Source organism: Halomonas sp. DP4Y7-1 (genome assembly GCF_019800705.1).
Classification (GTDB): domain Bacteria; phylum Pseudomonadota; class Gammaproteobacteria; order Pseudomonadales; family Halomonadaceae; genus Halomonas; species Halomonas litopenaei_A.
Genome location: NZ_JAHVKS010000013.1, coordinates 13468 through 26306, shown reverse-complemented (window position 1 = coordinate 26306; position 12839 = coordinate 13468). Strand labels below are relative to the sequence as shown.

Below are 12839 nucleotides of genomic sequence, written 5' to 3'. Positions count from 1 at the left end.
TCATAGGCTGTGCCCATTGGCATCACGGGTGATCACCGTGGTGCCTTTTTTCCGTTGCGCCTGCCTGGCACAACACGCCAGCGCCCCGCTCGACAAGAGCGGGGCGCTGGCTGATGCGCGTCGTTGTCAGGTTCAAGCCAACACTTGCGTTATGTAGGGGCAAGAACCTTGGCGAGATGGCTTACTGAGCCGTGATGACGGCCATCACCAGGTTGCCATCCACCTTGACCGGGCCATCTTCGCTGGCGCCAAGGGTGTACTCGAAGACGCCGGTCTGGTTGCCGCCATCTTCGCCGTGGAGCATCAGCATCAGCATGTCACCATTGGCCACTTCCTCTGTCAGGATCGCGGCAATGTCAGTGTTCTCGCCAGCCTTGAGCGAAGCGTAGCCGACTACCGGACCCGGCTTGTGGCTGTCATCGGTGCGGTGAACGACCATCCAGCCGTTGTTTTCGGCAACGATGCGTTCTGCCGTCACGGTGCCCTCGGCAACGGACTGGTCGTCTGCCCACACGCCAAGATCATGGGATCCTTCCATGTCCGCATGATGGTCGGCATGGGCGCCAGCGGTGAGGAAAACTGCTGAGCTGACGAGGATGCTTGCTGTCAGTTGTTTGAACATCATTCTCTCCTGGTGCAGTTGACTGGCTTTGGCTCTCGGGCCCGTGGTGTGGCGCCGAGTCACTGTCAGATACGTAGCCTCTGGGCGCAAAGTTTCAGTGGCGAGGTTTTTTTGATCGCTGTGCCTTTGATCGTTGTACCTTTGATCGTTGTACCTTTGATAAAAAAGGCCGCCGGGAGGGCGGCCAAGCAGGGAAGTGGTGAGGCGAACAGGTGGCAGGCATGCAACGCTCACCCTCGCGGAAGACGCCCTCGCGCCGCTATGATCGCGCCGATATGGCGTGGGGCATTGCAGCGGGGGCACGCTGGTATGCCGTTAGCTGCTCGCTCGCCAGCAACAGATACGTGTCATGAACGGGAAAGGTTTCAGTCAGAAACGGGGAAAACAGCGCACTGTTGAAGTTCGCTTAAGGCGCTGCTGTCCCGGCGACTGACGTTGGGAGAACGCTGACGGAGGCACTTCGCAGGACCCCTTGGCAATAGATCAGAGGAATCCACGGGGCCTGAGCTGGTGCTGACAAAGCCGATGCGGCAGAGAGGAAGGGTTCCTCTCTGCGGCCATGGCTAGAGACGCTGGTTGCCGGGGGCCTGAGTGGGATACAGATACCCATGAATGGCGGGGCCCGTGGGCTGGCCGGTGGGTGAGCCTCCCGAGGGCTCGACACTGATACCAAAGGTGGCCCGTTTCAGCAGCTCGGGCGAGTACTGCTGCAGAGCGCTCTGGTCGATGCTCAGGTCGTCGTCCAGGACCCCCACCGACTGTGGCGTCGGCCCCAGGGAGGCTTCCTTGATCCATAGCTGGTAAGAGCGGTCTTCCATCGGCTTGGCGGTAACGGGCATGACGTGCAGGCGGCGCTGTTCAAGATTGACGCTCAACATGAAGGCGGGTTGCTGGTCGTCCTGCTGGAACACCGCGACAAACTGGGACTGGTCGGGCGATGACGTCGGTGCACCCACCAGCAAGGCTGCCAGTATCAACGCTGCGGCAGAAGAGACCCCAGCCATCCCTCGCCAGAGGGTTATACGACGGCGCAGCCGGGTAACCCGATCATCGCTATGCTGCAACGCGGCCCGAGCTTCGACAGCGTCGATACGTCGCTCGATACGCGCCAGCAGGTGGGGGCCAGGAGCAATGGACTTGACCTCATCACCCAGGGGCGCGAGCCGTGCCTCCCAGGCCTGGATCAGCTGCTCAAGCTCGCCATCTTGCTGGCGTTGCCGGTGGACCTGCTGGCGCTCGGAATCGTCGAGTGTGCCGAGTACAAACTCGGCGGCAAGGAGGTCCTTGTCAGTAAGATCGCTCATGTCGACAAGCATCCTTTCAATTGCTTGAGAGCGCGATGCAACCAGGTCTTGACGGTGTTGACGGGTTGCCCGAAATGGGTGGCCAGGTCGGCCCTCGACCAGCCGTCCAGATAGGCCAGCCGAACCATCTGGCTGCGTGTCTCCTCCAATTCCTCCAGGCACTGCGACAGGCGGTCGGAGGACTCGTCCTGGTCTCGCTGCTCGAAGGCCGAGGCCTGGGTAGCTGCGGCGTGCTCCAGGTGACTGTCTTCCTCACTCTGGTGGCGGGGTGCTCTGCGCAGGTCATCGATGGCCGCATTGCGGGCGATGGTCGCCATCCAGCCGATGACGGAGCCGCGCTGTTGATCGAAGCGATCTGCCTTTTGCCAAATGGTCACGTAAACGTCCTGAATGACATCGTCTGCCCACGTTGTGTCCTTGAGGATACGCAGCACGGTGCCAAAAAGTTTCGCCGAGGTTGCCTGGTACAGTTCGGCAAATGCCTCTCGGTCGCCCTTTTCCACTCGAGCCAACAGCATCATCAGCCTGTCTTGAGGAGACTGCGCATCACTCGGCGCGGACGTGTCAGTTTCCAGGCGTTGGACATGCGTCATTCATGGGATCTCTGTGACGGGGGCGTGTTGGGCAGCGTGACGCGGCCGGCCGGTTCGGGTCAAGTGGCACAGGACGGGGCGATTCAGGCCGGTAGCTGGTCTGGCGGGATGCCGTGAGCGCGTAGCGGCTGATCGGCCTGCACCTGCGTGGCACGTTCCTGCAGAAGGCGCCTTAATTCGGCTGCAGGGACGGGCTTGCTGAACAGGTATCCCTGGTACTCATGCCCTTGAAGCTTGCTGATAAACGCCAGCTGCTCCGAGTTCTCGATCCCCTCGGCGATGATATGCAGCCCAAGGCTTCGGGCCAGTGAGATGACGGCCCGGACGATCGCCGCGTCCTGGCTGTTGTTGGCGATGTCTTCCATGAAGCTGCGATCGATCTTCAGGCGATCGACGGGCAGGTTCTTCAACTGGGTAAGGTTCGAGTATCCGGTACCGAAATCGTCAATGGACATCAGAACCCCGAGCTCCCGCAGGGTGCCCAGGACTTCCATGGCGCGATCCGGGTTCTGCACCAGGCAGGTCTCGGTCAACTCGAGTTCCAGCAGGTTAGGCGGAAGGCCGGTATCGGTGAGCACGGTCTTGATGGTGTCGACGAAACCTCGGTGGTTCAGCTGAATTGCCGAGATATTGACGGCTACCGGCAGGGCTTGGCCGGTTTCCTCCATCCACTGACAGGAGAAGCGACAGGCCGTGCGCAGGACCCATTCACCCAGTGGCAGTATCAGCCCGCAGTCTTCCGCCAGAGGAATCGCTTCATCGGGGGCAATCTGGCCAAGCTCCTCATCGTGCCAGCGCAAGAGGGCTTCTACTCCCGCCACCTGGCCGCTGTGCACATTGATCTTGGGCTGGTAGGCCAGGGTCAGACCATCGTTGTCGAGGGCATGGCGTAGGCGCTGTTCGAGGATGCTGCGGCGGTCCGCCGCGTGGGTCATGTCGGGTGCAAAGAACTGGTAGGTGTTGCGGCCGTTCTGCTTGGCGCTGTACATGGCGGCGTCAGCATGCACCATCAAGTCGTGGCGGGACCTGCCGTTTTCCGGATGCAGGCTGATCCCCAGGCTGGTGGAAACCTTCACCATGCTCTTGTGAATCTGGAAGGGCTTGTCCAGCGCGCTCAGAATTCGGCGTGCCATGGCCTCTGCATCGCCATGTGTGATGTTGGGGCCCGCCACGATCATGAACTCGTCGCCACCGACCCGGGCGACCAGGTCGCCATCGCGCACCGCCGACTTCAACCGGGCGGCGGCGCCCTTGATCAGTTCGTCACCGGCATGGTGGCCCAGCGAATCGTTGACCTGCTTGAAGCGATCCAGGTCGACGAAAAATACCGCGAAGCTCGCAGACTCGGTGGCAATCATCGCATCCAGGTGCTCTTCGAGCTTGAGCCGGTTGGGAAGCTGCGTCAGCGCGTCCTGGTGGACCAGATCCTTCAACTCTTGATTGGCGCGTTGCAGCGAGTCGGCCAGCAGCGCATTGCGTGACGACAGGTGGGCGTCGTAGATAGAAATGAGCAGCGCCGTCACCATGATGAAGATCGACGCCAATGCCACAAGGAAGGCGAGCTGACCGTTACCCAGGCCGCCGGCATCGACGGCCATGGGCACGCGCTGATAGCTGGTAGCCGCCATACCGGTGTAGTGCATGCCAGCGATGCCGACGGCCATGATCAGCGCAGCAAGACCCCGCTGCCATAGCGGAGATCGTATGCCTTCACGATTCAGTCGAAAGGCCAGGGTGAGGGCGAGGGCTGAGGCGACAACGGCAACGGCGACCGAGGCCAGAAACAGATCGATGCGATAGCGCAGCTCGGTGATCGACAGCATGGCTTCCATGCCGATGTAGTGCATCAGGCACACGCCAGTGCCCATGATGATGGCACCGGATGTCAGCCTGGGCCAGGTGAGCCGGCCTCCCTGCACGGTCGCCAGGGCCAGTGCCGAGGCGAGCAAGGCGGCCAGCAGTGAGACAAGGGTCAGCGGGATGTTGTAGGCGGAGTGGGAAGCCGTATCCATGGCCAGCATGCCGACAAAGTGCATCGACCAGATGCCGGTGCCCATAGCAAAGGCGCCCCCGGCCAGCCAAAGCTGCCGAGCCAGTCCGCGACTGGACTTGACCCGGCCTGCCAGGTCCAGCGCGGTCAATGAGGCAATGGCGGCGATAGCGAGACTCAGCACGACGAGCGCGGGATGATAGGACGCAACGGTATGGTCCATGCAGGAGAGATCCTCAAGGAGTGATAGCGGTGTTGGCCGTAAAGGCACCTACCATACCTTTAGAAGAAACTCCGCGCTGGTTTAACTTAACGTTACGTCATATGTTTCTTATTTTTCTTAGGTATGTCAGTGGTATAGCGGCAATGCTCTAACTGTCTTTCGTACACGTCGAATGCCCTGGCGACCGACGTATCGGGGCGCAAGCATCAGTGAGCGATGTTAGGGTAGGCCTGATCCAAGGCCTGCCGGATCGTCCGGGAGGCCATCGACAGGAGGTCCCATGAACACTCGCAGTGAGGGCATCGTGATTGTTGGTGGTGGAGCCGGCGGCCTGGAACTGGCCATTCGTTTGGCCAAGGCCGGGCACAAGGACGTGTTGCTGATGGATCGCGCTGCGACCCATGTGTGGAAGCCTCGTCTGCACGAGCTGGCGGCGGGTTTCACCCGGGCAAGCGTTGATGAGCTGGATTACGCAGGTTTGGCGCAGCAGTGGGGATTTCGTTTCGAGCAGGGCGAATTGGTTGACGTAGACGCTGGCCACAAGCGTCTTACCCTGGCGCCATGGAAGGACGACAACGGGCGTGTACTGGTCGCCGAGCGACAGCTGTCGTTTGACGCACTGGTGCTGGCACTGGGGGGCGTGACCCCGGACATGGGGGTCGACGGCGTTCTCGACAATGCCTTCCTGCTCGATAGCGAGCGAGACGCAGAACGACTGTATCGCCATTTCTCGGCCGGTCTGCTGGCGCGCCGCTCCCAAGGGTGCAGCGATCCCTATCATGTCGCCATCGTGGGAACAGGGGCGACCGGCGTCGAACTGGCTGGCCTGCTGGCTACCGAGGCCAGGGCATCCAGCATGGCGCCCAAGGAGATCCAGCCCGAGGTCAAGGTCACCTTGCTGGAGGCAACCGACACCTTTATGCCTGGCATGGACGACGAAGTACGGCACGTCGTGCAGGCTCGTCTGCAGGAGGCCGGGGTCGACATTCATACCGCGCAGCAGGTCAACGCGGTCAGCGCCCAGCGTGTCACCACCGAGGGTGGTCAGTCCTTCCCCGCCGACATGACGATCTGGGCGGCCGGACGGGTTGGCCCATCGCTGGCGAGTCGAATGAAGGGGCTTGCGGTCAATGACAAGCGCCAGTGGATCGTTAGGCCGAGCCTCCAGGCCATGGACAATGACGCGGTGTTTGCACTTGGGGATTGCTCCTGGATCGAGGAAAGCCCGGCGCCTCCTACCGCTCAGGCCGCCAGCGAGCAGGCCGAACACCTGGCCCGAGAATTGCCGCGTTTTCTGGCAGGAGATGACCCGGCCCCCTTCCGCTACGAGGACAAGGGGACCCTGCTGTCCTTGGGCGAGGCGGGCAGCGTGGGTACCCTGCGCGGCGTCTTTGCTGATGACATCACGCTGCGCGGGCGCCTGGCCCGAGCCGCGTATCAGGGCCTGCAGCGACAGCATCAGTTCCTCTTGCTGGGCCCCTGGAAGGGTGCTGCCGAAGCGGTGAGCGATGCCTTCGGTCGCTCAGTGGGCCCCCGTCTCAAGGTCCACTGAGCCCGCGCCGGCTCAGGCCGGATCAATCGTCAGCAGCAGGCGTCGACCGCCCGACGCCATGGCGGGGCTGCGATGGACCAGGCCCCGCCCTTCATTGCCGGCCCAGCCATCTCCCTTCAACAGCGCCAGGTCCCCTGGTGCCAGCGCCCGAATCGCGCTGAGCTCGCGCAGCACGTCGGGCTTGTCCGGGGTCGGAGCGCCCAGTCCCTGACGATTGACGGCAAACTCCGGAAGCCATTCGCTGCCTGCGCCGACATAGGTCGTGACCATGCGCACCGGCAGCTTGTCACAATGGAAGCGCGGGCACATCGCGGCATTCATCAGGCGCAGTCTGACCCCCAGGCTGTCAGTGTCGAACAGCATTCCCATGGCCTCCGTCAGCAGCAGGACGTCGTCGATCAGTGCTGTCGCTTGCTCAGCCGCAGGCAAGCTGCGCAGCAGGGCCTGCTTCATGTCCGTATTGGCGGGACCCAGCCACTGAAAGCTCCACAGTCGCTCGCTGTGGCATTGGGCCTGAGCGCTGCTTGCCAGAACGGCAGGCAGGGCCCGTTGGAGCACGGAGATGGTGACAGTGTCTTCATAGATTCGAGGCAACACGCTGGCCTCGGTACCCATCGCCCAGTGTGGCACGTTGCTGTGAGCCTGCAGGGGCGCGGCGGCGGCCTGGGGGGAGTCGACCAGCGCGCTGCTTGCGCCAAGAGAGAGGGAAGGCGCGACGGTGCGCGGCTGAGAAAGCGACATGAAGTAAGGCTCCTGGGAGGTTTTTATATGTTATATCGTAACAATATGCCCGATGAAAGCCCCCCGCTTATCCCCCTGCATTGGCGCAGCCGACAGGACCTCGTCTCTGATATAAGCACCAAGCGGTGACGTGGTCCCTGAGTGAGGAACCCTGAGCGAGTATTGGGGGAGAGGCGACGGTATCAGGTGGCTCTGATCAGCCCTTCAAAAGGGGCGATGGTCCTGCTGTCCGGGAAGACGGTGGTATCCAGTGCGGCACGCTGCAGCCCCAGATGATCTCGCAGCACTCCCTTCAGCACGCTGCGAATATCCTGAGCGGAGACAAGGTCTCTATTGTCGCGAAGGCGAGCGAGACCCGGCCAGTCGCCGTGGACCTTGCCCCCTCGGATGGCGCCGCCAGCCAGCAGCACGCAGCTGGCGGTGCCGTGGTCGGTGCCACCGCTACCGTTGACGCGAACGGTGCGACCGAACTCGGTCATTACCACCACCGCCGTATGCCGCCAGCTAGCGCCGAGCTGCCGATGCAGCGCTGACAGGCCGTGATCCAGGTCGGCAAGTTTGCGCGCCAGTACGGCGTTCTGGCGCGCATGCGTATCCCAGCCCTGGTCATCGATCAGCGCCACACTGGCTCCCTCGGCAGGTGCCAGAAAGCGTCCCGCCGCCGGCATGATGTCCTCCAGGCGGGTACCGCCCACCACGTCATCTGACACGATGCGCTGCATCTCCAAGGCTCTAGCGAAGGCCGGACCCAGCCGCTCGTCGTGTCGATAGAGCGCGCTCATTCTGGCGGCCAGCACGCGGGTAGCGTCCGAGGTGGGGGAGGGGACCCAGCTGGTGATGGGGGCGGGCCCTCGAATCATCAAAGGGCGGTCATCCGTGAGGCTGATGCCTTGGGTGTGAGCCTGTTCGCCAATGGCTCGATTGAGCCAGCCGGTGCGACGGCCACCCGGATGGTCGGTGCCGTTCTCCAGGCAGTCCTGGGCACTGAAGTGTGAGCGTCCCCGATAGGCCTGGCCGCAGGCGTGTATGGCGGCCATGTCACCCGCCAGGAAGCATTGATGACAGAATGACAGCGCCGGATGCAGCGCAAAGGTGTCATTCAGCATAGGGGCTGTCGGGTGCAGTGCCGCCGCAAGGTCTCCGCGCAGGCTGGCGTATGCCGGATCACCGGGGCAAGGAAGTGCCGTCAGACCATCGAGGGCACCCCGCAGCAATACCACCACCAGACGAGGACGCGCCTGGTGTGTCTCGGCCATGGCGAGGGGCGGCCATAGCCACATGCTGCACCCCAGCGCCAGGCGTCCGAGAAAGTCACGTCGATTCAGCATGGCAGCCTCCGTAGCCAATCCCGAGGGTTCAGGATCGAGAGTGTCGGGAATGATAAGGTCGAAAATGAGACGGTCGAAAAGGAGGATGTCGGGCGACTAGCGCCACTGGAATTCCGGGCTTGCCAGCACCATGGCTCGGCCCATCCCAGGGGGCTGCTGGCTGATCGCGACGGCAGTCTCTTCGCGTAACCTGGGACCCAGGCAGTGCTCCGCCAGAGCCAGCGGTTCCACCGTACTATCGCGTCCATGGCGGCGTGCCAGTGCAACACGTCGATACAGCGCATCCGCGCCGATCCAGTCACGGCTGTCGTCACTCCACCCGGCGGGAGAGCCAGGCCAGAAGGGGCGCTGGCCGAGTAGACGCAGCTCCTGTTCCCACTGATTTCCCGTCGCAGGTGGGGTCTTGTCCAAGGCGCGATAAAGGGCCACCAGGAACTCCTCAGGCCGGCGAAATTTGTATGCCCCGGGCTGCCAGGCAAGAGGATGACGGAAGAGGGTACGGTAGAGTTCGGCAAGGTCGCCGTCTTGATCGCGAAAGCTCCTGGCCAAGGCGCTGACCAGCTCTGCCGGAGGATGGTCTGCCACGAAATGGCCGGCAAGCTTGCGCGCGATGAAGGTAGCTGTCGATTCATGCTGTGCCAGCAGGCGCAGCATGGCTTGACCCTGACCGGCGCCATCTGCAGAGAATCGCTGTCCCAGCAGGGTCCGTGGACCTGACTCATGGGCCGCTTCGTGAAAGACACTGCCATGGGAGCCCAGATCAGGTGGGTTCGTGGCCGGCGGCATCTCCAGCGGGGTGCGCCAGCCGGTAAGCGCCTGGGCCAGGGCGACGACATCTGCTTGGTCGTATGGCCCGTCGACGCCCAGGGTGTGAAGCTCGAGGATTTCCCGGGCCAGGTTTTCATTGAGCCCCAGAGATCGGGGGGAGGCCCGTCGGCGAGCGGCGCGAGCAACGGCCGAGGAAGGGCCGACAGAGTCTGCGTTTTCCAGGTACAGCAGCATGGTCGGGTGCTGTTCCACTGCCAGCAGCAGGTCGCTGAAGCGGGAGGTAATGTTGGGGCGGATGGCCTCGCGCTCGTAGGCGCCGGGCAGCATCACGACCTTGCCGCGATCGGCGGAAACACAGAAGTGGTTGCTCCAGAACATCACCCAGCGTTCCAGCACCGGAGCACCCGTCAGGCACTGCTGTCGTGCCCGAGCTTGTCGTTCCGCCTGCATATCGCGACCAAAGCGCTGGGACAGGCGCGGTAGCGAGGTTCCGCCAGCTGCCGTCTGCCGGGCCATGCGTCGCCGTGCCTCGGCATGGTCGCGCTGAAACTGGGCGAAGCGCTCCAGATAGTCGAGCGTGGAGGGCAGTGGCGTTCCTCCGGGGCCTAGCAGGGCCTCTTGGGGCGCATCCAGCTGGGCCAGCACCCAGCCTTGGGGATCGTGAGCAATCTGCTCGAGCTCTCCTGGCCGGGGACCCAGGCCGAACCGGCTGGCAGCGATTTCCGCCAATACCAGGGCATCAGACACCACAGCGACTCCTGAAGACGAAAGCCATACTGGCTTTGGCCGGGGAGGAGGCGCCAGGTTCCCTTATTCCTTGAGTGGCGGCTGATTCGGCAAGGTATCGAGGTTTTCGCGTGCGACGGGGTGGAGAGAAGGGTGAGAGAAGGGCGAGAGAAGAGCGAGAGAGCCGGCGAGAAACGTTGATGAACGCTTCACTGAAGTCGCTTGCTACGGGGTATGCAGGGCCAGGCTCAGCAGTACCCGTTGGCCTTTCTCGATCCGCGACACGCTGTGCTGGTAAAGGTCAGGCCGGAACAGGATGACCCGGTCGAACAGGTTGAAGATCACTCGCTCCGTCTCGAACACGCCTCCTGCCTTGGGCGCCTTGAGAATCATATTCAGCTTGAAGTATCGGCCGCCGCCCATGGGGTCATTATGACGATAGACGCTATGACCCTCCGGGTAGGTGACCAGATTGGCGGTCAGTCGCCCCCAGTCCAGCAGGGTGCGGTTGATGACGCGTGCCATGGTGATGCTCCTCATTGGCTGTCTAGCCGGTATTTAGGAGGCTATTCAAACGTATCTTGAGCAATCACTCAAATTCTTTTTGCAGCTGGCATTACCTCAGTTGACGGCAGGGTGGAGGCACAGAGCCGCAGAGCCGAGCAGCGCTACTCTGCACGCGGCCGAGCGTTACCATGGAATCGTTCTGACGCAGCAGTATTGGCACATGCGCCTCATGACGAGGCGCGTGCTCTCAGGCCTTGGATGACTGCGCCCAAAGATTGATGCCGCCATCCACCGCGTAGCGGTCGATCTCTGCGAGCTCTGCGTCGCTGAATTCTGGGTTATCCAGTGTTCTGACGCAGTCGACGACCTGTTCCGACCGGCTGGCGCCAATCAGTGCGGTGGTAACGCGGCCCTGGCGCAGGACCCAGGCAATCGCCATTTGGGCCAAGGTCTGGCCCCGTTGCGCGGCGATATCGTTGAGCGCCCTTACCCGCCTCAGATTGTCGTCCGACAGGTGGTCCTCGCGGATGGCGCCGCCCTTGGCCAGACGGCTGTCCTGGGGCACACCATCGAGATACTTGCTGGTCAACAGTCCCTGGGCGAGGGGCGAGAAGACGATTGAGCCGATGCCTTCCTCGTCGAGAACGTCGAGCAAGCCGTCATCTTCGATCCAGCGATTGATCATCGAGTAGCTGGGCTGATGAATGAGGCATGGCGTGCCCATGTCGCGCAGCAGTCTGGCGGCCTCGCGGGTGCGTTCTGGGCTGTAGGACGAAATGCCGGCATAGAGCGCCTTGCCCGAGCGCACGGCGTGGTCGAGCGCTCCCATGGTCTCTTCCAGCGGCGTCTCTGGGTCGAAGCGATGGGAATAGAAGATGTCGACGTAGTCGATGCCCATTCGCGCAAGGCTCTGGTCGAGGCTCGACAGCAGGTACTTGCGGCTACCCCATTCACCGTAGGGCCCAGGCCACATGTGGTAGCCCGCCTTGGTCGATATCACCAGCTCATCGCGATGGCCGGCAAAGTCCGAGTGCAGAATACGCCCAAACATCTGTTCGGCACTGCCGGGGGGCGGACCATAGTTGTTGGCCAGGTCGAAGTGGGTGATGCCGTGATCGAACGCCGTGCGGCAGATGTCGCGTGCATTGTGCTCGTCGGCGTTGTGACCGAAGTTGTGCCACAGGCCGAGCGACAGGGCAGGAAGCTTTAGACCACTTCGACCACAGCGCCGGTAGCGCATGCGTTCATAGCGGTCTGCTGCAGGATGGTAGGTCATGCTGATTTCCTCCGGGACAAGGGCGGACATGAGGGGCCGAGGGGATAGTGCCAGGACCTGGAGCATGCCCAGGGTTCCAGGGTGATGACGCCTGCCGGGAAGCTACACCCTGGCTGCCCTCACCCTGGCCGACCTCACTCTGGCTGCCCACACTCTAGCTAGGGCTAGCGTTCGCTAGAAGTCAGTAGCGAGAAAACATTGTTCGTTCAGGTGAACAGTAAGACCTGTCACCGATCATTCAGCAAGGGTAGAGTTTTACTGCAATCACGGCGTCATTCGTGGTGCGGACCGTCCTTTATTGGCAGGAATCTGATGATGGCAAGTCCTGATCACAAGACATTGGAGCGGATGGCACTGTTCGCCGATGTCGCCCGCACGCTGAGTTTTACCCGTGCTGCCGAACAATCCGGCGTGTCGAAAAGCTATTTGTCCGAGCAGGTCCGGCGTCTGGAGCGTGACCTCAACGTCAGTCTCTTGATTCGTTCGACCAGGAGCGTGCGGCTCACTGAAGATGGTGGGCGCGTGCTGCGGCGCATGGACCAGGTGCAGGATAGCCTGATAGAGCTGGGAAGAGAGCTCGAGCATGCTGGCGGGCGCCTGTCAGGAGAGCTGCGCATTACGGCGCCGGTGCTGTTTGCCGAGCACTACCTGATGGACATCTGTAACGACTTTCAGCGCACCCATCCCGAACTACGCCTGCACCTGGACGTCAGCTATCGCAACCATGACCTGACACGAGAGCGCTTTGATCTGGCATTTCGCTCGACCCTGGTTCCACCGGAGCGCATGATCGCGCGTCCGCTGATGCGCTACCGCGCGGTTTGCTGCGCGGCACCTTCCTATCTGGCGCGCCATGGTCAGCCCCAATCCACGGCGGAATTGCGCGAGCATCGTTGCCTGACCTTCACCCAGCAACAGCTGTGGTCGTTCGATTCGGAGGACGTCACCCTGGAGGGATGCTTGAGCATCAATGATCATCGACTGCTGCGTCAGCAGGCGTTGGCAGGTCGGGGCATCGTGCGAGTGGCAGACTATCTGGTGGCCGACGATCTGGCCAGGGGGGAGCTGGTGGAGGTGTTGCCGACGTATGCTGAGCGCACGCGTACCATTCAGATGATCTACCCGCCCAGACTTCGCCAGTCGGCCAAGCTGCGTGCCTTTATCGAGGCCCTGAGTGAGCGTCTAGAGAGCTAGCCAGCGCCGCGCTCT

The 12839-nt window shown here is 62.4% G+C and carries 11 protein-coding genes; 2 read left to right on the top strand and 9 right to left on the bottom strand.

The window, feature by feature from the left end:
- Window positions 1-181: 181 nt before the first annotated feature.
- The 4 genes from KUV72_RS19080 to KUV72_RS19065 all read right to left on the bottom strand — a co-directional run bounded on the left by KUV72_RS19080 (window position 182) and on the right by KUV72_RS19065 (window position 4732).
- Window positions 182-622 carry a hypothetical protein gene (locus tag KUV72_RS19080; protein WP_222239438.1) on the bottom strand — a complete coding sequence of 147 codons (441 nt, stop codon included), beginning with the start codon at window positions 620-622 and terminating at the stop codon, window positions 182-184.
- A gap of 563 nt (window positions 623-1185) precedes the next feature.
- Window positions 1186-1926 carry an anti-sigma factor domain-containing protein gene (locus tag KUV72_RS19075; RefSeq protein WP_222239437.1) on the bottom strand — a complete coding sequence of 247 codons (741 nt, stop codon included), beginning with the start codon at window positions 1924-1926 and terminating at the stop codon, window positions 1186-1188.
- Window positions 1923-2447 (bottom strand): sigma-70 family RNA polymerase sigma factor, encoded by a 525-nt coding sequence (locus KUV72_RS19070; RefSeq protein WP_261317582.1) that lies wholly within the window; start codon window positions 2445-2447, stop codon window positions 1923-1925. Before KUV72_RS19070 ends, KUV72_RS19075 begins: the two co-directional genes overlap by 4 nt.
- Before the next feature lie 155 nt (window positions 2448-2602).
- On the bottom strand, window positions 2603-4732 hold the full coding sequence (locus KUV72_RS19065; RefSeq protein WP_222239435.1) for a putative bifunctional diguanylate cyclase/phosphodiesterase: 2130 nt from the start codon (window positions 4730-4732) through the stop codon (window positions 2603-2605).
- Window positions 4733-5012: 280 nt separating this feature from the next.
- Between KUV72_RS19065 and KUV72_RS19060 the strand changes: the two genes are divergently transcribed.
- Window positions 5013-6284 (top strand): NAD(P)/FAD-dependent oxidoreductase, encoded by a 1272-nt coding sequence (locus KUV72_RS19060; RefSeq protein WP_222164296.1) that lies wholly within the window; start codon window positions 5013-5015, stop codon window positions 6282-6284.
- A 12-nt stretch (window positions 6285-6296) separates the two neighbouring features.
- Here the strand turns inward: KUV72_RS19060 and KUV72_RS19055 are convergent, their stop codons facing one another.
- The 5 genes from KUV72_RS19055 to mgrA all read right to left on the bottom strand — a co-directional run bounded on the left by KUV72_RS19055 (window position 6297) and on the right by mgrA (window position 11630).
- Complete coding sequence (locus KUV72_RS19055) at window positions 6297-7025, bottom strand: DUF1826 domain-containing protein (protein ID WP_222239434.1); 729 nt, start codon at window positions 7023-7025, stop codon at window positions 6297-6299.
- Between the two features lie 182 nt (window positions 7026-7207).
- The gene (locus tag KUV72_RS19050; protein WP_222239433.1) at window positions 7208-8353 is read right to left on the bottom strand and encodes a DUF1501 domain-containing protein; all 1146 of its coding nucleotides are present in this window, start codon (window positions 8351-8353) and stop codon (window positions 7208-7210) included.
- 96 nt (window positions 8354-8449) lie between these two features.
- Window positions 8450-9868 (bottom strand): DUF1800 family protein, encoded by a 1419-nt coding sequence (locus tag KUV72_RS19045; protein WP_222239432.1) that lies wholly within the window; start codon window positions 9866-9868, stop codon window positions 8450-8452.
- A gap of 204 nt (window positions 9869-10072) precedes the next feature.
- A complete protein-coding gene (locus KUV72_RS19040; RefSeq protein WP_222164292.1) occupies window positions 10073-10372 on the bottom strand; it encodes a hypothetical protein in 300 nt (99 codons plus the stop codon).
- Between the two features lie 229 nt (window positions 10373-10601).
- Window positions 10602-11630 (bottom strand): L-glyceraldehyde 3-phosphate reductase, encoded by a 1029-nt coding sequence (mgrA, locus tag KUV72_RS19035; RefSeq protein WP_222239431.1) that lies wholly within the window; start codon window positions 11628-11630, stop codon window positions 10602-10604.
- Between the two features lie 312 nt (window positions 11631-11942).
- On the opposite strand from mgrA, the gene KUV72_RS19030 reads away from it, so the two are divergent.
- On the top strand, window positions 11943-12824 hold the full coding sequence (locus tag KUV72_RS19030; protein WP_222239430.1) for a LysR family transcriptional regulator: 882 nt from the start codon (window positions 11943-11945) through the stop codon (window positions 12822-12824).
- The last annotated feature ends 15 nt before the right edge of the window (window positions 12825-12839 follow it).